We start from the raw sequence: 22239 nt of genomic DNA, 5'->3' as shown, positions 1-22239 counted from the left end.
CGCGCCCCTGACGGGGCGCAGGCAACGCAGAATCCGCAGCCTACGGAGGCCCAGGCGGACCAGCCACCACCCGAGGCAGCCGCAAGGCAAGTGCCGAACCAGCCGCCACAAGCCCCGCAGTGACAAGCACCGCGACCCGGTACGGCCCCGGGTCCGAGAACCCCGTCCCATGCCCCCCGATCACCGCCGCGCACGCGGCGATCCCCAGCGCGCCGCCCAGCGTACGGACGATCTGGAAGAGCCCCATCGCCTGCCCCATGTCCGCCGGGGAGACCTCCTCGAACCCGGCGATCTGGATGGTCAGGACGGCCGTGCCGAGGACGAGACCCACGGCGAACATCAGGCCCCGCACGGCCCACGCGTTCTCCGCGACGCCGGGCGCGGCGAGGGCCGCGAAGACGCAGGCCGCGAGCAGCAGCGCGGGCACCGCGAGGCGCCGCGGGCCGAGGCGCGGCAGGAGCCGGTCGACGGCCTGGGACGCGAGCATCAGGCCGAGCGCCTCGGGGAACACGGACAGGCCCGCATCCAGCGCGGACGCGCCGAGCGCGGCCTGGTAGAGGAGCGGGAAGACGAACAGGACGCCCATCAGGCCCGCCGCGCTGAACAGGGCGAGCGCGGAGGCCGCTCCGTAGACGCGGTCGGCGAGCAGGCGGAGCTTCAACAGGGGTTCGGACACCCGGAGTTGATGCACCACGGCGGCGACCAGCAGGACCACACCGGCGACCGCGCTGACCGCCACCGAAGGGCGGCCCCAGCCGTGCGAGGGGCCGAAGCCGAGCGCGTACGTGAGGAGTCCGAGCGCGGGCGTGGCCAGCCAGAACCCGACGTGGTCGAAGCGGCCCTCCGTGCCCTCGACATGCTCGCGCAGCGCGAGCGCGCCGATCAGTACGGCGGCCGCGCCGATCGGCACGTTCACGAAGAACAGCCAGTGCCAGGAGAGGTGTTCGGTGAGGAAGCCGCCGAGCGGTGGCCCGAGCGCGGGCATCAGCGCGGTCGGCACGATCAGGACCTTGGACAGCTTCACGCGTTCCTCGGGCGGGAACGCGCGGAACAGCAGGGTCATGCCGACCGGGGTGAGCAGGCCGCCCGCCAGGCCCTGGGCGGCCCGCGCCACCACGAGGGTGGTGAGGTCGGGGGCCAGGCCGCACACCGCCGACGCCGCCGTGAACGCGGCGAGGGCGAGCAGGAAGACCCGCTTGGTGCCGAACCGGTCGCCGAGCCAGCCCGCCACCGGAAGGGCGAGGGCGAGCGCGACGAGGAAGGCCGTCTCGACGGTGTTGGCCGCCGAGACCGGGCGGCCGAAGTCCTCCGCGATGGTGAAGAGGGCCGGGTTGACGATCGTCGAGTCGAGGCCGTTCATGCACATCGCGGCCGTGTAGACGAGGACGACCGCGACCTTCGGGCGGATCCGGGGCTTGACCAGCAGGCCGCCGCTCACCGGTTCGTGACCCAGTCCAGGGCGTCCTGGCGCGGGCAAGGACCGTGCTCGGCCGACCAGCCTTCGGGGACGGCGGCGAAGAGCGGCCACAGCGACAGCTCGCCGCGGTCGTTGGCGAGCACCAGGAACTCGCCCTCCGCGTCGAAGGGGTTGGCGGGGGCTTCGCTCGTCGTCACTGCTGCTTCTCCAGCTCGGTAAGGCGGTCGGCGACCACGCGGGCGATGTGCGCGATCGGTTCGGGCAGGGTCATGTCCTTGTGGGAGCAGGCCACGTTGGTGTTGGCGATGCGCCCGGTCACGTACGGCGTCCAGGTCTCGGGCGTCAGGGTGTCGTCGATCGTGTCGACCGTGGCCCGGAAGAACTGCACGTCGCCGTCGAAGCGGCGGTGGTCGTAGGCCCGTACGAGGTGGTTGGTGTTGAGGTAGATGTCGCGCAGCGCCTCGAAGGTGGCGGGCGGGAGCGCGGCCAGCGGGCTGCCTTCGCGGCGCAGCACGTCGACGACGTTCTGGGTGGTCAGGGCCTTGCCCGCGAGGCTGTCGGGGCCGTAGCCGCCCATGGTGAGCAGCGATTCGAGGGCCTCGGCCTCGTCGGGGACCGGCAGGTCGCGGAAGCCTTCGGCGGGGTAGGCGTCGAGGATCGCGAGGAGTTCGACCTCGTGTCCTGTCTCCTGGAGGTGCGCGGCCATCGCGTGGGCGATGATGCCGCCGGTCGACCAGCCGAGCAGGCGGTACGGCCCGGTGGGCTGGACCTCGCGCAGACGGCTGACGTAGTGGGCCGCCAACTCTTCGAGCGTGCGCGGGAGTTCCTCGTCGGCGGTGGCCGTGCCGACGCCCTGCGCCTGGAGTCCGTAGATCGGCACGTCGGCCGGCAGATGGCGGATCAGGCCCGCGTAGCACCAGCTCAGGCCGCCCGCGGGGTGCACGCAGTGGACGGGGGCGCGGTCGCCGGGCCGGGCGGGGCGCAGGGGGAGCAGGACGTCCAGGGGGTCGTCGCGGTGGTCGGATCCGGCGTCGAGCGCGGCGTCGAGGGCCGCGGGCGTCGGCGACTGGAAGACCGTGCCGATGGAGACCTCCGCGCCGAAGGCCGCCTTGACGCGGCCCGCGAGGCGTACGGCGAGCAGCGAGTGGCCGCCCAGGTCGAAGAAGTTGTCGTCGACGCCGATCCGGTCCGCGCCGAGCACCTCGGCGAAGATCGCGCAGAGCTGCTCCTCGCGGGGGGTGCGCGGGGCGCGGCCCGCGGCGGCGGACGCGGGCCGCTCGGGGGCGGGCAGCGCCTTGCGGTCCAGCTTGCCGTTGCTGGTGAGGGGCAGTCGGTCGAGCAGGACGACCGTCGAGGGGACCATGTGGACGGGGAGTTCGCGGGCCGTGTGCTCGCGCAGCTCGGCCGGTTCCGCGCCGTCGGCCACCGCGTAGCCGACGAGCCGCTTGTCGCCGGGGACGTCCTCGCGGACGACGACGGCGGCGTCGGAGACCGCGGGATGGCCCGCCAGCACGGCCTCGATCTCGCCGAGTTCGATGCGGAAGCCGCGGATCTTCACCTGGTGGTCGGCCCGCCCGAAGTACTCCAGGGAGCCGTCGGCGCGGCGCCGCGCGAGGTCGCCGGAGCGGTACATGCGGCTGCCGCCGCCGCCGAACAGCGCGGCGTAGGGGTCGGCGACGAAGCGCGTCGCGGTCAGGTCCGGGCGGCCGAGATAGCCGTCGGCGAGGCCCTCGCCCGCGACGTACATCTCGCCGGTGACGCCGGGCGGCACGGGCTGGAGCCGGTCGTCGAGGACGTATACGCGCAGGTCGGGGATGTTCACGCCGATGGTGCTCGAGGTGGAGGCGGCGGCGGTCGCGCGGTCGAGGGCGAAGTAGGAGACGTGCACGGTGGTCTCGGTGATGCCGTACATGTTGACGAGCGTGGGACCGCTGTCGCCGTGCCGGTCGTACCACTCGTCGAGACGGCCGAGTTCGAGTGCCTCGCCGCCGAACACGACGTAGCGCAGGGCGAGTTCGCGTCCCGATTGGTCCTCGCGGTCGGCGGCCGCGAGCTGGTGGAAGGCCGACGGGGTCTGGTTGAGGACGGTGACGCCCTCGTCGGCGAGCAGCGTCCGGAAGGCGCCCGGGTCGCGGCTCGTCAGATGCGGTACGACGACGACCTTGCCGCCGTACAGGAGCGCGCCCCACAACTCCCATACGGAGAAGTCGAAGGCGTAGGAGTGGAAGAGCGTCCACACGTCGTTCTCGTCGAAGCCGAACCAGTGGTCGGTGGCGGTCATCAGACGCGTGACGTTGTGCTGGGTGACGACGACGCCCTTGGGGCGGCCCGTGGAGCCCGACGTGTAGATGACGTAGGCGGGGTCGCGCGGGGTGAGCGGCCGGGTGCGTTCGGCCTGGCCGAGGGGGTGCGTGGGGTATGCGTCGGGGGCCTCGCCGTCGACCGTGACGAGCGGCAGGGCCTGCGCCTGCGCGGGCAGCCGGGGCGCGGTCGCGGTGTCGGTGATCAGGGCGGCGGGCCGCGCGTCGTCGAGCATGTAGGCGAGGCGGTCGGCCGGGTAGTCCGGGTCGAGGGGGAGGTAGGCGGCCCCGGACAGCGCGACCGCGAGCAGGCCGGTCACCAGGTCGGTGGAGCGGGGCAGCGCGAGCGCCACGATGGAACCGGGGCCGATGCCGCGCGCGGCGAGCAGGCGCGCCAACTGGTGGGCGCGGGCGGACAGTTCGGCGTAGGTGAGGGCATGGCCCTCGTACGTGACGGCGGTGCGCCGGGGGTGGCGGGCGGCAGCCTGCTCGTAGACGTCGGCGAGCGTGGTGGCCGCCGAACCTGCCTGGTACGGCTGGGTGTTGGCGGCGACCAGGGCCTGGTGGCGCTCCGTCTCGCTGAGCAGGGGGAGGAGGTCGAGAGGGGTGTCGGGGTTCTCGGCGGCCGCGGTGAGCAGGCGCGCGAGCCGGTCCGCGAGAGCCTGCGCGGTGGTGCGGTCGAACAGGTCGGTGCGGAACTCCAGGAAGCCGGATATGCCGCCGTCGTCCGGCAGTTCGCCCGCGTTCAGGGTCAGGTCGAACTTGGCGGTGCCCGAGGGCACGGCGCCCAGGCGGGCCGTGGTGTCCGGGCCGAGCGCGAAGTCGCCGTCGGGCAGCGACTGCCAGGCCAGCATCACCTGGAACAGCGGGTGCCGGGCAAGGGAACGCGGCGGGTTCAGCTCCTCGACGAGCTGGTCGAAGGGGAGTACGTCGTGTTCGTACGCGGCGAGCGTGGTCCCCCGCACGCGGTCGAGGAGCGTACGGAAGCCGGGGTCGCCCGAGGTGTCCGTGCGCAGCACGACGGTGTTGGTGAAGAACCCGACGAGGTCCGCCGTCGTGTCGTCGTCGCGCCCGGCGACCGGGGTGCCGAGGGGGATGTCGGTGCCGCAGCCGTGCCGGGTGAGCAGCGCGGCGAGGCCCGCCTGGACGGTCATGAAGACCGTGCCGCCGGTCGTGGCGGCGAGCCGCTTGAGGGCCCGGTGGGTGGCCGGGGTCAGCGCGAAGGGGACGGTGTCGCCCGCCGAGGTGGCCACGGGCGGGCGCGGCCGGTCGGTGGGCAGCTCCAGCTGGTCGGGCAGGCCCGCGAGGGCCTCCTTCCAGTGCGCGATGTGTGTCTGCGCGAGGCCGTCGGCCAGCAGCTTCTGCTGGTGGGCGCTGTGGTCCGCGTACTGCAGGGGCAGCGGCGCGAAGCCGGGCGCGCGGCCCGCCGCGCGGGCGGTGTACGCGGTCGCGAGGTCGCGGGAGAGGGGCGTCGTGGAGGCGCCGTCGCCCGCGATGTGGTGGAGGAGCAGGAGGAGGGTGTGGCGGGTGGGGTCGGCGGGGTCGGTGAACAGAGTGGCGCGGAGCGGGGGTTCGTCGGCGAGGTCGAAGCAGTGCCGCACGGCGTCGGTCAGGGCGCCTTCGGTGAGCTGCCCGAGGTGCAGTCGGGGGTGGGCCAACGGGTGCCCGGCGTCGAGGATCCGCTGGTGGGGGCGGTCGTCGGCGTCGGCGGACAGGGCGTTGTCAGTGGCCGGATATACCGTTCTGAGTGTCTCGTGGCGCGCGGTCAGATCGTGCAGGGCGAGCTGCAGCGCGGCGTGGTCGACGGGGCCGTTCAGGGTCAGGACGAGCGGGATGTTGTAGGTGGGGCTCGGGCCTTCGAGGCGGTGCAGGAACCACAGGCGCTGCTGGGCGGGGGAGAGGGGGAGGGTGTCGGTGCGGGGGATACGGGGGATGGAGCCGGGGCTCGTGGGGATGGCCGGAGTGACCGGAGGCGTGGCGTCCTGTGCGCGCAGAACGGCCGCGAGGGCGGCGGGATTCGAGGCGCGGAAGACGTCGGCGATACCGACGGCGGCGGTGAACCGCTCGCGAATACGGGCGGCCAGGCGCCCGGCGAGCAGCGAGTGACCGCCCAGGTCGAAGAAGCCCGCGTCGGGTGAGGGCCACCCGGACTCCAGGCCGAGCACATCGGCGAAGAGGCCGCAGAGGACCTCGGTGTGCGGGTCGCCGGAGGCGGAGGCGGAGGCTGTGCGGGCGGTGGGGGCGAGGCCAGTGGTGGCCGGTTCCGGGTCGGGCAGGGCCCGGTGGTCCAGCTTGTCGTTGGCGGTGCGCGGCAGCTCGGCGAGGAGTGTCACGGTCGCCGGGACCATGTGCCCGGGGAGGGTCTCCGCGAGATGGGCGCGCAGGGCGTCCGGGGTGACGGCGGCGCCCTCGCGCGGCACGGCGTAGGCGAGCAGCCGCTTGCCGTGCGCCGCGTCACGGGCGATCACGGCGGCCTGGGCGAGCGCGGGGTGGGCGGCCAAGGACGCCTGGATCTCGCCGAGTTCGATGCGGAAGCCGCGGATCTTCACCTGGTCGTCGCCGCGCCCCAGGAACTCCAGGGTGCCGTCGGTACGGCGGCGCACCAGGTCCCCGGTGCGGTACATGCGGCCGCCACAGTCGCCGTGCAGGGCGCCGAACGGGTCGGCGACGAAGCGTTCGGCGGTCAGCTCCGGACGGCCGAGATAGCCGCGGGCCAGACAGGCCCCGGCCACATACAGCTCGCCGGTGACGCCGGGGGGCGTCGGACGGAGGGAGGAGTCGAGGACGTAGACGCGGGAGGCGCGCACGGGGTGGCCGGTGGTGGAGCCGTCCGGTGCGGGCAGCCAGTAGTAGGCGTCGACGGTGGTCTCCGTCGGCCCGTACAGGTTGGTCGGCCGTGCACCCTTGGTCGCCGCGAGCCGGTCCCACAGCGGCGTCGGGACGGCCTCGCCGCCGACCACCACGACGGCCGGGTGGTGCCTGCCGTCGTCCAGGAGGCCCTCGGCGATGAGGGCTTCGGCGTAGGAGGGGGTGACGTCGAGGTAGTCGACGCGCTGCTCGTCGACGTACGCGGCGAGCGCGGCCGGATCGCGGTAGGTGGCGTCGTCGAGCAGATGCAGCTCGTGGCCGTGGACCATCCACAGGACCGGGTCCCAGGACGCGTCGAAGGCGAACGACGCGCTGTGCGCGACCCGCAGCCGGTCGCGGCCCGTGCGGGCGACGGCGGGCGCGATGTGGTCGGTGGCGTGCCCGGCGAGGAGGTTGGCGAGCGAGGCGTGGGTGACGAGGACGCCCTTGGGGCGGCCCGTGGAACCGGAGGTGTGAATGATGTAGGCGGGGTCGGCCGGTCGGGGTGCGGCGGCCGCGGGGGACCGGGCCGGGAGCGCGGCGAGCGATGCCGACGTGTCCGGGTCGTCGAGCGCGAGCACGGGCAGGCCGTGCGCCGGGAGCGCGGCGAGGGTCTCGCGGGTGCCGATGACGTACGCGGGGCGGGCGTCGTCGAGCACGGCCAGGGTGCGCGCCGCCGGGTGCCCGAGGTCGAGCGGCTGGCAGACGCCGCCCGCCTTCAGGACGGCGAGCAGCGCCACGACCGTGTCGGTGCTGCGGGGCAGGGCGAGGGCGACGGGCGTGCCGGGGGCCAGGTCGGCGGCCAGGCGGTGGGCGAGGCGGCCCGCGGCGGCGTCCAGTTCGGCGAAGGTCAGGGAGGCGCCGCCGCTGCGCACCGCCACGGCCTCGGGGGTGCGGGCGGCCTGCGCGGCGAACGCCTCGGGCAGGGTCTGCTCGGCGGGCGGTTCGGTGCGGCCCGCGGTGGCCGCGCGGATCTCGTCGGGGGTCAGCAGGTCGAGGGTGCCGACGGGGCGGTGCGGGTCGGTGAGGAGGAGCTCGGCGAGGCCGTCCAGGTAGGTCGCCAAGGTGTGCTCGTGGCGGGCGAGTTCGGCGTCCGCGTAGCGTCCGGCGTTGGCGTCGAGGGAGAGCCTGAGCCGGCCGTCCGCGCGCGGCGACGCACCGACGGCGAGGTCCTCGACGGGGCCCGCGGCGAGGTTGTGCACGGTGCCGGGCAGGCCCGCGAAGTCGAGGTCGGACTCGAAGGGCTTGATGTTGACCATGGGTCCGGTCAGCGGCTCGCCCGCGGTGCCGAGCGCGAGGTCGCGGCGCAGGTCGGCCTGCGGATAGCGCTGGTGGCGGCGGACCGCGCGGACCTCCAGGACGACGCGGCGCAGGAGTTCGGCGCCGGTGTCCCGGGGGCGTACGGCGATGCGCAGCGGCAGTACGTTGACGGTCATCGCCGGGGTGCGCAGGGCGGCGGGCCCGCGCCGGTTGGTGAGCGGCAGGCCGAGCACGATGTCCTCGGCGCCCGTGACGCGGTGCAGATGTCCCGCGGTGGCGGCGATGACGAGTTCGGCCCAGGTGGCCTTCACGGCCTGCGCGGCCCGGGTGAGGCGGTCGACGGAGCCCTCGGGCAGGTCGACGGCGCGGCGCAGGAGCGCGTCGGTGCCGGTGGCGTCGGGGCGGGCGGCGAGGGTGGCGGGGGTGGTGTGCCCCGCGGTGCGCTCGGCCCAGAAGGCGCGGTCGGTGGCGTACTGCTCGCTGCCGAGGTAGCGCGTCTCCTCGCCGGTCAGCTCGGCCATGGGGGCGAACTGCTGGGCGGGCGGCTCCTGTTGGGCGGCGAGCGCGGTGTACAGCTCGGCGACGCGGGCGCCGATGAGCTGGAGCGCGTAGGCGTCGACGGCGAAGTGGTGGACGCGCTGGTACCACCAGTGGCGGTCGTCGGCGACGCGGAAGAGGGCCTGGGTGACGAGCCCGCCCGCGGCGGCGTCGCCGGTGAGGTCCACGGGGCGGTCGAGGTCCGCCCGCATCCACGCGTCGGCGGCCGCCTCGGGGTCGGTCTCGGCGCGCAGGTCGATGCGGTGCAGGCGTACGGGTGCCGCGGCGGGGTCGACGGTCTGCCACGGGTCGCCGTCCGCGTCCTCCGTCACCCGCAGCGCCAGTGTCTGGGCCTCGGCGACCGTGCGGTGCAGCGCTGTCTCGAACAGGGCGTCGTCCAGCGGGCCTTGGATCTCCACGCGGTCGGCGGTGTTGAGCGCGGTGCTCTCCGGGGCCAGCTGCTGCGCGTAGAGGATGCCTGCCTGCGCGGTGAGCAGGGGAAGGCGATCAGGTCGCTGATGCATGTGTGTGACGACTCCCGTGAACCTGAACCTACCAGTACTAACTTAGGTTAGCCTAAGCTATCTTGCTGGTCATGGAGAAGACGACCACCCCCGCCGAGCCGCCCGCCGCCCCCGCAGGGCCCGGACCCGCCGCCCCCGCCGAGCTCAAGTCCGCCCTGCGCAAGGGGATCGAGAGCCACCGCGAGACCCTGCTCGCGCTGAGCTCCCGCATCCACGGCCACCCGGAGACGGCCTTCGAGGAGCGCCGCGCCGCCGCCTGGTGCGCCGAACTCCTCGGCGAACACGGCTTCGAGGTGACCGCGCCCGCCTTCGGCCTGGACACCGCGTTCCGCGCGAGCGTCGGCTCCGGCCCCGTCACGGTCGCCATCGCCTGCGAGTACGACGCGCTGCCGGGCCTCGGCCACGCCTGCGGCCACAACCTGATCGCCGCCGCGGGCGTCGGTGCCGCGCTCGCCCTCGCCCCGTACGCCGATGAACTCGGCCTCACCGTCCGGGTTCTCGGCACCCCCGCCGAGGAGCGCGGCGCGGGGAAGGCGCTGCTCATCGACGCGGGCGCCTTCGACGGCGTGGATGCGGCGATGATGGTCCACCCCTGCCCGTTCGAGCTGGCCGACTTCCGCTCCTTCGCGCTCGGCACGCTCTCGGTGACGTACACGGGGAAGTCCGCGCACCCCAGCCTCAACCCGCACGAGGGCCGCAACGCCGCCGACGCCCTGACCGTCGCCCAGGTCGCCATCGGCCTGCTGCGCCAGCAACTCCCGCCCCAGTGGCGGGTGCACGGCATCACCACGGCCGCCGGTTCGGCGCCGAACGCGATACCGGACCGTGCCACCGCCGAGTACGAGATCCGTGCCCTGGCCGCCGAGGACCTGCGCGAGCTGCGCCAACGCGTCGAGAACTGCTTCCGCGCCGGAGCGCTCGCGACCGGCTGCGAGGTCACCCTGGAACGGCCCGAACCCGACTACCTCGACTTCCGCGGCGACCCCGGTCTGATCGCCCTGTGGAAGGCGAACGCGCGGGCCCTCGGCCGCGCCGAACCCGTCGAGCGCGAGCCGTTCGCGTGCACGGACATGGGCAACGTCTCGCACCTGGTGCCGTCCATCCACCCCGTCCTGGACATCAGCGGCGGCGCCTGCGGCCCGCACGAGCCGGAGTTCGCCGCGGCAGCCGTCTCCCCGGCCGCCGAACAGGCCCTGCTCGACGGCGCGCTCGGCATGGCGTGGACGGCGGCCGACTTCGCGACGGCCGCCGCCCGGGCCCGCGAGGCCGCTACTTCTTGAGCGCCTTGCTGATGTCGTTCATGACCTCGTCGGCGGCCAGCGGGCCGCCGCGGGTCGACCAGACCGAACCGTCCACGGTCACGACGTGGTTCTTCTCGACCGCGCCGAGGTCCTTGTAGGCGGGCTTCTTCTGGACGTCCTTGAGGGCCTTCTCGCCGTCCGAGGTCAGGGTGGAGAGGAACAGCCAGTCGCCGTCGATCTCGTTGATCTTCTCCAGGCTCAGCGACGGGGTGTGCGCGTTGCCGTCCTTGTTCTGGTTCTTGGGCCGCTTCAGGCCCATCTCCAGGGCGACGCCGCTGGCGAACTGCTTGTTCTCCATCCAGCTCGGGCCGTCCGGGTTCCAGCGCACGATGGAGACCTCGGCGCCCTTGTTCGCGCCGAGCCCGGCGCCCGCCTTCTTCGCGGCGGCCTCGTGGTCGGCGATGACCTTGTTGGCCTTGGGCAGGTCGTTGACGGCGTTGCCGATGCCCCGCAGGGTCAGCTTCCAGTCGTCGGTGGGCGCCATCGTCACGACGGTCGCGGGCGTGATCTCGCGCAGCTGCTTGAGCACCTGCTCGTCCTGCATGTCACCGGCGAGGATCAGGTCGGGCTTGGCGGCGACGACCTTGTCCATGACGGGCTGCAGGAGATTGCCGACGACGTCGATGCCCTTCACCTTGTCGGCGAGGTAGGCCGGGGGCTTGTCCAGGCCCTGGCCGTTGGTGATGCCGACCGGCTTCACGCCGAGCGCGAGGACGGCGTCCAGGTCCTCCTGGGTCAGCGTCACCACGCGCTTGGGGTGCGCGGGCACCTTCACGGCCTTGCCGGTGGCGTCCTTGATGGTCCGGGTGTCGGCGGAGCCCGAGCCGCCCTTGGCGGAGTCCTTGTCGGAGCCGTCGTCCGAGCCGCAGCCGGTCAGGAGCAGCGCCGCCGCGCCGAGCGCGGCGACCGACTGGGTCGCGCGTCGGGAGGCGATGGAGAAGGGGCGGCGGGGGACGGTCATCAACAGCTCCGGGGTCAAGGGGACATGATGGGATGGTCGTCAGCGACCATGCTTTTCGCTAAGGTTAGCCTTACCTTAGGCCAATGCCGCAAGGGCCTCAGGCCAACGTCGCAAGGGCCTCAGGCCAACGTCGCAAGGGGTGAGCCCCCTCGAACCCGGAAAGGCACGTCCCGTGGAACTCCGCGTCGAGCAGCTCACCGCCGGATACGGCGGCGATCACACCGCCGTCGACGGCGTCGACCTCACCGTCGAATCCGGCAAGGTGGTCGCCATCGTCGGCCCCAACGGCTGCGGCAAGTCGACCCTCCTGCGCTGCATGGCCCGGCTCCACCAGCCCACCTCCGGGCGGGTGTTCGCGGGCGACGCCGACCTCTGGAAGCTCAGGCAGCGCGAGACGGCGCACCGCGTCGCCCTGCTCCCGCAGTCCCCGCAGGCCCCCGAGGCGGTCACCGTCGCGGGGCTCGTACGGTACGGGCGCCACCCCCACCAAGGGCTCTTCCGCCAGTGGTCCGCCGAGGACGAGACCGCGGTGACGCGCGCCCTCGAGGCGACCGGGACCGCGGAACTCGCCGAGCGGCGCATCGACCAGCTCTCCGGCGGACAGCGGCAGCGGTGCTGGCTCGCCATGGCGCTGGCCCAGGAGACCCCCGTCGTACTCCTCGACGAACCGACCAGCGCGCTCGACATCGGGCACGCGGTGGAAGTCCTCGATCTCGTACGGGAAGTGGCCGCGGAGGGGCGGACCATCGTGATGGTCGTCCACGATCTTGCCGCGGCGGCGCGGTATGCGGATGTGGTCGTCGCCATGCTGGCGGGGCGGATCGTTGCCACGGGGGCGCCGCGGGATGTCGTGGACGAGGATCTCGTGCGCAAGCTCTATGGCATCGAGGCGGAGATCTTGCGGTCTGCTTCGGACGGGGCGCCTGTGGTCGTTCCCGCGGTTCGGCCCCGGGCCGTCGTGAGCTGAATTCTTTCCCGCTCGCCCGCTCGCCCGTTGCTCCGTACCGGGGCATGGGCGTAGGGGCTTTTGGCCCCTGCCCCTCCCCGAAGCCGTGTGTTACCTTGCAAGCAGTGCGGTTGTACGTCCCGTCGGGGCGCCCGTGCTGCATCTCGCTTCCGGTCCGTTCTTGGTGACCGGGAGCCGCAACCCTTCTCTTCCCCGGTTTCCCGGGGTCTGTACAGGCCGTTCGGGCCTTCTCTCCGCGCTCTCGCAGCGCGCGTTCCGCCCGTCGTACGGGGCGTGGTTCATGCCGCCCCGCCGGGCCCCTCATTCGCATGTCCGCGAAAGGACCACACCATGACTGCCACATCAACAGAACACGTACCCACCCGTACCTCAACTCCCGTGTCCTGCACCGGAGTTCTCGACATCGCGCGGGACGGCCGAGGGTTTCTGCGGGGCGCGGGCTGCCTGCCCGCCTCCGCCGACGTCCAGGTGCCCGCCCCGCTCATCCGCCAACTCGGCCTGCGGACCGGCGACGTGGTCGACGGCGAGCACGGGGCGCGGGCCCGCACCCTCACCGGTGTCCACCGGGTCAACGGACGCGTGCCCGAAGCGCTGGCCGGGCGGCGCCGGTTCGGGGACCTCACCCCGCTGCACCCCCGCGAGCGGATCCGTCTGGAGACCGCGGGCGGCCCGGCCGCCGGGCGGCTCATCGACCTCGTCGCGCCCGTCGGCAAGGGGCAGCGCGGCCTGATCGTCGCGCCGCCGCGGACCGGCAAGACCGTGCTGCTCCAGCAGATCGCCGCCGCCGTCGCCGAGAACCACCCCGAGTGCCACCTCATGGTGGTCCTGCTCGACGAACGCCCCGAGGAGGTCACCGACATGCGGCGCTCGGTCCGCGGCGAGGTGCTCGCCTCGACCTTCGACCGGCCCGCCCAACAGCACATCGCGCTGGCCGAACTCGCCGTGGAGCGCGCCAAGCGCATGGTCGAGGACGGGCGCGACGTCGTCATGCTCTTCGACTCGCTGACGCGGCTGTGCCGGGCGTACAACAACGTGGCGTCCAGCGGCGGCCGCACCCTCAGCGGCGGCGTCGACGCCGCCGCGATCCAGGGCCCGAAGAGGCTCTTCGGCGCCGCGCGCCTCGCCGAGGAGGGCGGCTCCCTGACGATGCTCGCGACCGTGCTCGTGGACACCGGGTCGCGCGCCGACGACTACTACTTCGAGGAGCTGAAGAGCACCGGCAACATGGAGCTCAAGCTCGACCCGGGCATCGCGGGGCGGCGCCTCTTCCCGGCTGTCGACATCACGCCCTCCGGCACGCGGCGCGAGGAACTCCTGCTGCCTACCGACGAGTTGACCGCCGTGCGCGGGCTGCGGCGGGCCCTGCGCGGCCGCGAGGTGCAGTCGTCCCTCGAAGTGCTGCTCGAACACATCAAGAAGACGCCCGACAACGCCGCCTTCCTGCGGCAGCTGCGCCAGACGGTGCCGGGGGCCGCGCCCTCGGCCGGACGAGCGGTCACCGGCCCTAGGGCCGAGTGACGTGCACGCGGTAGTCGCCGTCGTGCGTCACGCCCGCGACCGTCACCCGTACCCCTGTCTTGCGGTCGGTGAAGGTCTCGCCGGGGCCGTAGGGGGCGTCGGAGAGTTCGGCGTGGACGTTGGGGCTGCGGGTGCAGCCGCCGCTGTCGGGTGTGGAGTCGGCGACCGTGACCGGGCCGTGGCCCGTGTCGACGTCCGCGTCCACGCGGTAGACCAGGACGCCCGGCCTGCAGACCGCCTCGTCGTTGCCGCCGGGGGTGCGGACCTCGATGGCGTACCCCGTCTTCTCGGTCAGCGGGACGAACGCGAGCTTCGTGCCGGCCGGACCGGCGAGCGGGGACAGGACGTGCTCCGTCGTGCCGGGGTTGGCCGCGCAGCTGATCTGGTCGTCGTCGAGCCAGCCCAGCTTCCACTTGTGCCAGGCGAGCAGGTCGTTGTTGGCGCCCCAGTCCTCACTCATGATGTCCCAGTGGCCGACCGCGCCGCCGCCCTCCTGCGTGTAGAGGTCGGGCAGCCCGAAGACATGGCCGTTCTCGTGCGGCAGGACGCGGTAGCCGGTCTCGCGGTAGTTGCCGGAGCCGTCGTCCTGGCGGCTGTAGACGAAGGACGCGTTGGCGACGGGGACGCCGTCCGCGACCGGCGCCTCGTGGTTGCCCGCGAAGGTCACCGAGAGGACCGTGTCCAGCGCGGAGGGGCCCGCGTTCGGGGTGATCAGGATGTTCACGAGGTCGTACGCCCGGAAGTCCACGTCCGGGTCGGCGGCCGCCACGATGTCCTCGACGAGTTCGCGGTAGCCGGGGTCGAAGGGGGCGCCGCGCTCTATGCCGTACTCGGCGAACGTCCTGGGCATCCGCAGCCAGTCGGGGACGGGCGATTCGGGCCGGTAGTCGAGGCGCCCGTACGAGCTGGTGCGGAACCAGTCCGAGGTCTGCGGGAAGAACTCCGCGAGGCGGTCCATCGCACGGCCCTGACCGGGGGCGTCCGAGAAGTCGACCATGAGGTTCAGGGCCCGGACGGTGCCCGTGGAGCGGGAGTAGCCGGGCGGTGTCGGCACGCCCTCCGACATCTGCACGCCGAGCGCGCCGCTGATCATGCAGGGGCCGAGCGCGGTGCTGCGGGCCAGCGAGACGGGGCCCGCCGTGGTGGGCGATTCCTCCATCAGCCGTCCGGTGCTCGCCGACGTGGTGACCGCGAGGGCGAGCGCGGCGACGGAGGCGAGGGCGACACCGCGGCGGGCGGGGCGTATCCGCCGCCAGGTCGGCTGCTGCATGCGTGGGCCTTCCACTCCGCGGCAGCCGCCGGTCCTGGCTGCACCCTGTCCGATCACCCTGTGCCGGGGGGTGCGCGGGCGCTCGCTGGGTGCGACCGATCGTGGGTTTCTCGCCGGTTCGCATGTGACTCAGGTCACAGGAATTGCGGGGAGGTGCGGGAAATATCCGGGGACTGTCTCCCCGTTTAGACCTGTGTCCGCGAAAAACGGGGAGACAGTCCCCGCATCGCGGGGAGACACTCTCCGCATCGCCGGACACCGGACCCAAGCGAGCCAGAGCCCCAGAGCCAGTGACCCAAGGAGGAGCCGTGGACACCGCCACCGCCACCGCCACGCAGCGCCGAGTGCCCCGCCCGCGGGCCGACGCCCTGCGCAACCGGGAGCGGATCGTCGGCGCCGCACGCGAGATGTTCGTGGAGCACGGCTCTGACGTGCCCCTCGACGAGATCGCGCGCCGCGCGGGCGTCGGCAACGCCACGGTCTACCGCCACTTCGCCGACCGCGCCGAACTGGTGCGGCAGGTCGTCCTCGCCGTGACGGACCGCGTCGCGGACCACGCCGAGGAGGGCATCGCCGCCGCGGACAGCGGCGAGAGCACCGCCTTCGACGCCCTGCGTGCCTTCGTGCACGCGGCGGCCGACGAGCGGATCGGCGCCCTGTGCCCGATGCTCTCGGCGGGCTTCGACCCGTACCACCCCGACCTGCTCGAAGGCCGCGAGCGCCTGGAGGGGGCCATCGCGGGGCTCATGGACCGGGCCCGCGCGGCCGGGCAGCTGCGCACCGACATCGCCGTCGGTGACCTGATGATCGCGCTCTCCCAGCTCTCGCGCCCGCTGCCGGGCACGGCCTGCGTGAACGTCGACCGCTTCGTCCACCGTCATCTGCAGCTGTTCCTCGACGGCCTGATGACACCCGCCCGTTCGGAGCTCCCGGGGGAGGCGGCGACCCTGGAGGACCTGCGCAGGCACTGACCACGCACTGACCACGCACACGATCCGTACGTCTCTCTTCACCGACTCGTACGTCTGTCTTCACTGACCCGTACGTCTCTTCTCGGCACGACCCGTACGTCTCTTTTTCACCACTCCGTACCGCTAGGTGGGCACACCCATGTCTGAAACAGCTCTCAAGCCCGGCGCCGGGCCCGACACCGGACCGGACTCCAACCGCTGGAAAGCGCTGATCTTCATCGCGCTCGCACAGCTGATGGTGGTCCTCGACGCCACCATCGTGAACATCGCGCTGCCCTCGGCCCAGCAGGACCTCGGCATATCCGACGGCAACCGCCAGTGGGTCATCACGGCCTACGCGCTCGCCTTCGGCGGCCTGCTGCTCTTCGGCGGCCGCATCGCCGACCTGTGGGGCCGCAAGCGCACCTTCGTGACCGGCCTGATCGGCTTCGCCGCGGCCTCCGCGCTCGGCGGCGCCGCGACCGGCGAGGCCATGATGCTGGGCGCCCGCGCCCTGCAGGGCGTGTTCGGCGCGCTGCTCGCGCCCGCCGCCCTCTCGCTGCTCGCGGTGATGTTCACCGACGCCAAGGAGCGCGCCAAGGCCTTCGGCATCTACGGTGCGATCGCCGGTGGCGGTGGCGCCGTCGGTCTGATCCTCGGCGGCTTCCTCACCGAGTACCTGAACTGGCGCTGGACCTTCTTCGTGAACATCCCGTTCGCGGTGGTCGCCGCCCTCGGCGCGTACTTCGTCATCCGTGAGCCGGCCGGTGGCCGCAACCGCTCGCCGCTCGACATCCCCGGCGTGGTCCTGTCCACCCTCGGTCTCGTCGCGCTGGTCTACGGCTTCACGCGCGCCGAGTCCGCGGGCTGGTCGGACGGCGTGACGATCACGATGTTCGTCGCGTCCGCCGTGCTGCTCGCCGCGTTCGTCCTCACCGAGGGCAAGGTCAAGTCGCCGCTGCTGCCGCTGCGCGTCCTGACCGAGCGCAACCGCGGCGGCGTCTACCTGTCGCTCGGCCTCGCGGTCATCGCGATGTTCGGCCTGTTCCTGTTCCTCACGTACTACCTGCAGATCGTGAAGGGCTACTCGCCGGTCAAGACCGGCTTCGCGTTCCTGCCGATGATCGTCGGCATGATCGTGGGCTCCACGCAGATCGGCGCCCGTCTGATGACCCGCGTCCCGCCGCGTCTGCTCATGGCCCCGGGCTTCCTGCTCGCCGCCGTCGGCATGCTGCTCCTGACGCAGCTGGAGATCGGCACCTCGTACGCCGGTCTGATCATGCCCGCGCAGCTGATGCTGGGCCTCGGCATGGGTACGGCGTTCATGCCCGCGATGTCCCTGGCCACGCACGGCGTCGAGGCCCGCGACGCGGGTGTCGCCTCCGCGATGGTCAACACCTCGCAGCAGGTCGGCGGTGCGATCGGCACGGCACTCCTGAACACCATCGCCGCGTCGGCGACCACCGCGTACCTCACGGACCACGCGGCCGGCGCCACCAACCCGAAGCTCCTCCAGGCGCAGGCCATGGTTGAGGGCTACACCAGCGCCATCTGGTGGGCGGTCGGCATCCTGGTCGTCTCCGCACTGATCGCGGCGACGTTCATCAACACGGGCGCCCAGGGCGGCACTTCGTCCTCCTCGCAGGACGACGTGGAGGACGAGCTGAAGGTCCCGGTGATGGCGCACTGACCCCCTTGTCGGGGACCTAGCGGAGCCAGGGGAGGTCCGCCCCGGCCTCCTTCGGCTGAAGTCCCTCGGCGACGATCTTCATGATCTCGCCGAGGGACTTCTGCTGTTCCGGGCTGAGCCGGTCGAAGAGCGCCTGCCGGACCGCGGTGACATGGCCCGGCGCGGTCCGGCGCAGCACCTCGAACCCCTCGTCGGTAAGGATCGCCAGCTGCCCGCGCTTGTCCGAGGGGCAGTCCTCGCGCCGCACCCAGCCGCTCTTCTCCAGGCGCGCGATCGCGTGCGAGAGCCGGGACCTGGTGATCTTCATCTTCTTGGCCAATTCGGTCATCCGCAGCCGCCGTCTGGGGGCGTCGGACAACTGGACCAATAGGCCGTAGTACATGTGCGGCATGCCCGCGTCGCGTTGCAGCTGGCGGTCGAGGTGGTCGTCGAGGAGAGTGGTCGCCTGGAGGTAGACCCGCCAAACGCGCTGTTCGTCGCCGTCCAGCCAGCGCGGCTCGTCGGCCGGGGACGGAGTGGGTGCCGTATCCATGTACACCACTGTACGAGGCCCTTTCTTGAATCTTGAACAAACCACGCGTACGGTGGGACTGTAGAGCTTGAGAGTTCAAGTATCCAGTGCCCGGAGGTGCGCGATGACCCGCATGCCCGCCCTGTATCTCAGCCACGGGGCCCCGCCGCTCGCCGACGACCCCGTCTGGCCCGGCGAACTCGCCGCCTGGTCCGCCGAGTTGCCACGCCCGCGGGCGATCCTCATGGTCTCCGCACACTGGGAAGAGGCCCCGCTCGCGCTCGGCGCCACCGAGACGCTGCCCCTCGTGTACGACTTCTGGGGCTTCCCCGAGCACTACTACGAGGTGACGTACGCGGCCCCGGGCGCCCCCGAACTCGCCGATTCCGTACGCGCGTTGCTGCGCGCACCCGGCACGCCCGTGCAGGACGTGCCGGACCGCGGGCTCGACCACGGTGCGTACGTCCCGCTGGTGGAGATGTACCCGGACGCCGACATCCCGGTGCTCCAGATCTCCCTGCCGACCCTCGACCCGCGCCGCCTCATGGACATCGGCCGCAAGCTCGCGCCGCTGCGCGACGAGGGCGTGCTGATCGTCGGCAGCGGCTTCTTCACGCACAATCTGGCCGCACTGCGGCAAGGCGGCATCCCTTCCTGGTCGGCCGAGTTCGACGCCTGGGGCCGCGAGGCCCTGGCCGCGGGCGACGTGGACGCGCTGCTCGACTTCGGGCACAAGTCCCCGGCCGGACAGCTCGCCCACCCGCGCACCGAGCACTTCGCCCCCCTCTTCGTCACACTCGGCGCGGCCGACGCCACGGGGGACCTCGGCGGGCAGCGCAGCGTGATCGAAGGCTTCTGGATGGGCCTCGCGAAGCGCTCGGTGCAGTTCGGCTGAACCTTTCAGGGGGGACTTGAGCGGGCGGCTCGCGGAGCTTGAGGGCCCCGTAGGGGCGCGGGGAACTGCGCGCTCAGCCGTACTCGGCCCGCAGCCGGGAGATCACGTCATCCAGCGGAGCGCCAGAGCGGCTCGCCCAGTTCGATGGAGCGCAGGGCCGCCGTCAGGGCCCGCTCGTCGCCGACGTCGAGTGCCGTGTCCGTCATCTTGATGACGTGCTCGTCGCCGTGGGTCAGGGCCCGTTCGAAGACCTCGTCGGCGGTGAACGTGCCGGGCGGCTCGTACGCGACGGGGGCGTCCGGCGCGTACATGGCCGTCACCGCGGCCGACGCCGTCCACGCGGCGTGCAGGCTCGGCACCCACAGGGCGTGGGGGAGTGCGGGCAGGGCGCGCAGCACCGCGTTGGGCGCGGTCGCCGCGTGCACCAGCATGACCTCGTCGCCGTGGCCGTGCGTGGCATACCGGTGGGTGGCCGCCCGCACCAGCTCGGTCAGCGCCCGCCGAGCCTCGTCGGGCTCCGTCACGGCGGCCGCCCACACCGGGAGGTCCTTCACCCGGTCGAGCCGGTCGGGGAAGCCGCCGTCACGCACCGCGATGGGCACCACCGCGTCCAGGGCGGCGGCCGCCGCGGCCGCCCCGGGCAGCGGGGTGAGGCCGGTGACGCGGCGGTGCCGGGCGGCCCAGTAGCCGAGCCCGTGCGCGAGTTCGGCGAGGCGGGGGCTGCCGGGCTCCACGGCACCGGCTCCGCGCTCGGTCCCGGTCTCGGTTTCGGTCTCGGTCTCAAGGAGCGTGCGGACGGCGTGGCCCACCCGGATCACCGGGTGCGTCGACCCGCCGTACATCCCGGGCAGGAGCCGCGGCCACCACTCGGCGAGCACGTCGCGCCAGGGCCGCTGCTCGTCGGCGAGACGGCGGTCGAAGTAGCCGATCCAGTCGGCGGCCCGGCGCGGATCGCCCAGCGCGGCACGCCAGTTGGCGTCCGTGACCGGTTCGACGGCGGCAGGGAACTCCTCCAGTTTGGGGGCGTAGAGATCGAGCCAGCGGTGCACCGCCTCCGGCCGCCCGCGCGCGGCGAGCGCTTCGACGGCCATCGGCGCATGGTTGGTGAGCCGCCCGAGCCGCTCGGGCCCGGAGACGTGCAGCCGCTGCAGTGCTTCGTCGAGGGTGCCTGTGGTGTCACGCATGGGGGGACGCTAAGTCCGGCGGGGCCTGGTGCGGATCGGGCCGGGGGACCAGGAAGGGGGCGGACGGGCCTAGGTCCGTGGGCCCAGAGGCAGCTCGTACCAGGCGACGTCCCAGTACCGCCCGAACTTCCTGCCCACCTCCTCGTACGTCCCGACGTGCCGGAACCCGAAGCGCTCGTGCAGCCGTACCGACGCCTCGTTCGGCTGCGCGACGCCCGCGTACGCGCGGTGCAGGTCCTCGTCCGCGAGGGCGTCGAAGAGTGCCCCGTAGAGCAGCGTCCCGATGCCCCGGCCCGCGGCGTCCGGCGCGCAGTAGACGCTGACCTCCACGGAGGTGGAGTAGGCGGGCTTGGCACGGAAAGGGCTACTGGTGGCGTATCCGAGCACCCGACCGGAATCCCGTTCCTGGGCAACCATCAGGCGGTGAGGGCCGTCTTTGGGGTGGGAGAGCAGCCAAGGGCGGCGCTCTTCCGGCAGGAAGACGACGGTGTCAAATGTGACGGCCGTCTCACGTACGTAGTGGTTGTAGATGTCCGTGAGGGCCGCGAGATCGGCCTCGACGCCCGGTCTGACCTGCACCTCTGTACGTACCGACGGCATCCGGCCTCCCTGTGTGGCGGCACAGGGTACTGCAACGTCAGGAAAAAAGATGGGCGGCTTGGGAATTCTGTCCTGATTCCAGTCGTTGTTTCCATCGGATGCAGGGCACCCGGGAGGGTGTGCCGTCCACCACAGAGGTCCCACCGGACCGACCAGTAGCCCACGATCGCAAGGGAGCACGCATGGCAACCCGTGCCGTCGCCCGTCGTAAGTCCGCCTCCGGCGAGACCGACGCGGCACGCAGTGTTCGCGCCGTAGGCGGGGAGATCGCCGACCGCGACCTGGTCGGCATGTACCTCGACGAGATCGCGCGTACACCGCTGCTCGACGCCGCCAAGGAAGTCGAGCTGTCCCAGATCATCGAGGCGGGTGTGTACGCCCAGAAGATCCTCGCCGGAGTGGTCGAGGACAGTGCGGTCACCGCGTCCCGCGAGGAACTCGAAGCGCTGGTCGCCGACGGCGAGCGGGCCAAGGACGTCTTCATCCGCTCGAACCTCCGCCTGGTCGTCGCGGTCGCCCGCCGCTACCCGCGCAGCGGCCTCCCCCTCCTCGACCTGATCCAGGAGGGGAACGCGGGCCTGGTGCGCGCCGTCGAGAAGTTCGACTACGCCAAGGGCTTCAAGTTCTCCACGTACGCCACGTGGTGGATCCGCCAGGCCATCACCCGGTCCATAGCCGACCAGTCCCGCACCATCCGCCTCCCCGTCCACCTCGTCGAGGAGCTCGGCAGGATCCGCCGCGTCCAGCGCGAGTTCAACCGCGAGAAGGGCCGCGAGCCGGAGCCCGCGGAGATCGCCGCCGAGCTGTCGTCGACACCCGAGCGCGTCGTCGACGTCCTGGACTGGGCGCGCGACCCCGTCTCCCTGAACATGGGCGTGGACGACGAGGGCGACACCCAGTTCGGCGACCTCCTCGAAGACACCTCGGCCGTCTCGCCCGAGCAGTCCGTCCTCTCCCTGCTGCGCAGCGAGGAACTCGACGGCCTGATCGGCCGCCTCGACCAGCGCACCGCCTCCATCATCAAGATGCGGTACGGCATCGAGGACGGCCGCGAGCGGACGCTGACGGAGGTCGGCAAGGAGCATGGCCTCACCCGCGAGCGGATTCGGCAGATCGAGAAGCATGCGCTTCTGGAGCTGAAGAAGCTGGCGCGGGACACGGGGTTCGACGCGGCGGCCTAGGCGGCCGGCCTTGACCGGGCCCACGTCCGGGCCCACGTCCGGGCCCACGTCCGGGCCCACGTCCGGGCCCATGACCGGGCCCTGACGCCGACCCCTCCGGCGGCGGGGCCCCTTCCGTGGGCCCTGCCCCCGCGCCCGGCGCCGGGCCCCTCCTCCCGCTCCGCGTGACGCTTTCCCACCCGCCCGCCCGTTGCTGTCACCCGTGACCCCGGGTCCTTCTTCCGCGCTCCGCGCGATCTCTCTCCCTCCCCGCCTGTTGCTGTCCCCGTGGCGCCGGGCCTCCTTGCCGCGCTCCGCGCGATCTTTCCCCACCCACCTACCCGTTG

The 22239-nt window shown here is 72.6% G+C and carries 15 protein-coding genes; 7 read left to right on the top strand and 8 right to left on the bottom strand.

All coding sequences use genetic code 11. The features are described from left to right. Nucleotides 1-40: 40 nt before the first annotated feature. The 3 genes from ACFWZ2_RS15840 to ACFWZ2_RS15830 are packed head-to-tail and all read right to left on the bottom strand — an operon-like array spanning nt 41 to nt 8885. On the bottom strand, nt 41-1438 hold the full coding sequence (locus tag ACFWZ2_RS15840; RefSeq protein ID WP_384545879.1) for a DHA2 family efflux MFS transporter permease subunit: 1398 nt from the start codon (nt 1436-1438) through the stop codon (nt 41-43). After that, a complete protein-coding gene (locus ACFWZ2_RS15835; RefSeq protein WP_384545877.1) occupies nt 1435-1614 on the bottom strand; it encodes an MbtH family protein in 180 nt (59 codons plus the stop codon). The genes ACFWZ2_RS15840 and ACFWZ2_RS15835 overlap by 4 nt, the downstream gene beginning before the upstream one ends. Further along, the gene (locus tag ACFWZ2_RS15830; RefSeq protein ID WP_384545875.1) at nt 1611-8885 is read right to left on the bottom strand and encodes an amino acid adenylation domain-containing protein; all 7275 of its coding nucleotides are present in this window, start codon (nt 8883-8885) and stop codon (nt 1611-1613) included. The genes ACFWZ2_RS15835 and ACFWZ2_RS15830 overlap by 4 nt, the downstream gene beginning before the upstream one ends. A 71-nt stretch (nt 8886-8956) precedes the next feature. Here ACFWZ2_RS15830 and ACFWZ2_RS15825 point away from each other — a divergent pair, with 71 nt between their 5' ends. Further along, nucleotides 8957-10165, top strand: a complete 1209-nt coding sequence (locus tag ACFWZ2_RS15825) for a M20 family metallopeptidase (RefSeq protein WP_384545874.1) — start codon at nt 8957-8959, stop codon at nt 10163-10165. Here the strand turns inward: ACFWZ2_RS15825 and ACFWZ2_RS15820 are convergent. Then, a complete protein-coding gene (locus ACFWZ2_RS15820; protein ID WP_384545872.1) occupies nt 10155-11147 on the bottom strand; it encodes an ABC transporter substrate-binding protein in 993 nt (330 codons plus the stop codon). The genes ACFWZ2_RS15825 and ACFWZ2_RS15820 overlap by 11 nt on opposite strands. A gap of 172 nt (nt 11148-11319) precedes the next feature. Between ACFWZ2_RS15820 and ACFWZ2_RS15815 the strand changes: the two genes are divergently transcribed. Further along, nucleotides 11320-12114 carry an ABC transporter ATP-binding protein gene (locus ACFWZ2_RS15815; RefSeq protein ID WP_384545870.1) on the top strand — a complete coding sequence of 265 codons (795 nt, stop codon included), beginning with the start codon at nt 11320-11322 and terminating at the stop codon, nt 12112-12114. Nucleotides 12115-12444: 330 nt separating this feature from the next. After that, nucleotides 12445-13632: a transcription termination factor Rho gene (gene rho / locus ACFWZ2_RS15810; protein WP_384545869.1), complete on the top strand. Its 1188-nt coding sequence runs from the start codon at nt 12445-12447 to the stop codon at nt 13630-13632. Here the strand turns inward: rho and ACFWZ2_RS15805 are convergent. Then, nucleotides 13619-14902, bottom strand: a complete 1284-nt coding sequence (locus ACFWZ2_RS15805) for a M6 family metalloprotease domain-containing protein (RefSeq protein WP_384545867.1) — start codon at nt 14900-14902, stop codon at nt 13619-13621. The genes rho and ACFWZ2_RS15805 overlap by 14 nt on opposite strands. Nucleotides 14903-15210: 308 nt before the next feature. On the opposite strand from ACFWZ2_RS15805, the gene ACFWZ2_RS15800 reads away from it, so the two are divergent. Then, nucleotides 15211-15873: a TetR/AcrR family transcriptional regulator gene (locus ACFWZ2_RS15800; protein ID WP_384545865.1), complete on the top strand. Its 663-nt coding sequence runs from the start codon at nt 15211-15213 to the stop codon at nt 15871-15873. A gap of 139 nt (nt 15874-16012) precedes the next feature. Next, nucleotides 16013-17542, top strand: a complete 1530-nt coding sequence (locus tag ACFWZ2_RS15795; RefSeq protein ID WP_384545863.1) for an MFS transporter — start codon at nt 16013-16015, stop codon at nt 17540-17542. Nucleotides 17543-17558: 16 nt separating this feature from the next. Here the strand turns inward: ACFWZ2_RS15795 and ACFWZ2_RS15790 are convergent, their stop codons facing one another. Next, nucleotides 17559-18074: a MarR family winged helix-turn-helix transcriptional regulator gene (locus tag ACFWZ2_RS15790; RefSeq protein WP_384545861.1), complete on the bottom strand. Its 516-nt coding sequence runs from the start codon at nt 18072-18074 to the stop codon at nt 17559-17561. Between the two features lie 103 nt (nt 18075-18177). Between ACFWZ2_RS15790 and ACFWZ2_RS15785 the strand changes: the two genes are divergently transcribed. Continuing rightward, nucleotides 18178-18948, top strand: a complete 771-nt coding sequence (locus ACFWZ2_RS15785) for a dioxygenase (RefSeq protein WP_384545859.1) — start codon at nt 18178-18180, stop codon at nt 18946-18948. A 107-nt stretch (nt 18949-19055) separates the two neighbouring features. Here ACFWZ2_RS15785 and ACFWZ2_RS15780 read toward each other — a convergent pair whose 3' ends face one another. Further along, the gene (locus ACFWZ2_RS15780; RefSeq protein ID WP_384545858.1) at nt 19056-20132 is read right to left on the bottom strand and encodes a questin oxidase family protein; all 1077 of its coding nucleotides are present in this window, start codon (nt 20130-20132) and stop codon (nt 19056-19058) included. A 69-nt stretch (nt 20133-20201) separates the two neighbouring features. Next, the gene (locus ACFWZ2_RS15775; RefSeq protein ID WP_384545856.1) at nt 20202-20732 is read right to left on the bottom strand and encodes a GNAT family N-acetyltransferase; all 531 of its coding nucleotides are present in this window, start codon (nt 20730-20732) and stop codon (nt 20202-20204) included. A gap of 182 nt (nt 20733-20914) precedes the next feature. Here ACFWZ2_RS15775 and ACFWZ2_RS15770 point away from each other — a divergent pair, with 182 nt between their 5' ends. Then, nucleotides 20915-21913, top strand: coding sequence for an RNA polymerase sigma factor RpoD/SigA (locus ACFWZ2_RS15770; protein ID WP_384545854.1), 999 nt, complete (start codon nt 20915-20917; stop codon nt 21911-21913). Nucleotides 21914-22239: the final 326 nt, after the last annotated feature.

The sequence above is a fragment of the Streptomyces sp. NPDC059002 genome (assembly GCF_042740435.1).
In the GTDB taxonomy this organism is placed as follows: Bacteria; Actinomycetota; Actinomycetes; order Streptomycetales; family Streptomycetaceae; genus Streptomyces.
The sequence above is the reverse complement of the archived record's forward strand: the minus strand, read 5'-3'. Positions and strand labels throughout refer to the sequence as shown.

Coding starts and splice junctions, on each gene's coding strand:
- ACFWZ2_RS15770 (WP_384545854.1), top strand. CDS start 20,915: ATGGCAACCCGTGCCGTCGCCCGTCGTAAGTCCGCCTCCGGCGAGACC.
- ACFWZ2_RS15820 (WP_384545872.1), bottom strand. CDS start 11,147: ATGACCGTCCCCCGCCGCCCCTTCTCCATCGCCTCCCGACGCGCGACC.
- ACFWZ2_RS15805 (WP_384545867.1), bottom strand. CDS start 14,902: ATGCAGCAGCCGACCTGGCGGCGGATACGCCCCGCCCGCCGCGGTGTC.
- ACFWZ2_RS15775 (WP_384545856.1), bottom strand. CDS start 20,732: ATGCCGTCGGTACGTACAGAGGTGCAGGTCAGACCGGGCGTCGAGGCC.
- ACFWZ2_RS15795 (WP_384545863.1), top strand. CDS start 16,013: ATGTCTGAAACAGCTCTCAAGCCCGGCGCCGGGCCCGACACCGGACCG.
- ACFWZ2_RS15790 (WP_384545861.1), bottom strand. CDS start 18,074: ATGGATACGGCACCCACTCCGTCCCCGGCCGACGAGCCGCGCTGGCTG.
- ACFWZ2_RS15825 (WP_384545874.1), top strand. CDS start 8,957: ATGGAGAAGACGACCACCCCCGCCGAGCCGCCCGCCGCCCCCGCAGGG.
- rho (WP_384545869.1), top strand. CDS start 12,445: ATGACTGCCACATCAACAGAACACGTACCCACCCGTACCTCAACTCCC.
- ACFWZ2_RS15785 (WP_384545859.1), top strand. CDS start 18,178: ATGACCCGCATGCCCGCCCTGTATCTCAGCCACGGGGCCCCGCCGCTC.
- ACFWZ2_RS15780 (WP_384545858.1), bottom strand. CDS start 20,132: ATGCGTGACACCACAGGCACCCTCGACGAAGCACTGCAGCGGCTGCAC.
- ACFWZ2_RS15830 (WP_384545875.1), bottom strand. CDS start 8,885: ATGCATCAGCGACCTGATCGCCTTCCCCTGCTCACCGCGCAGGCAGGC.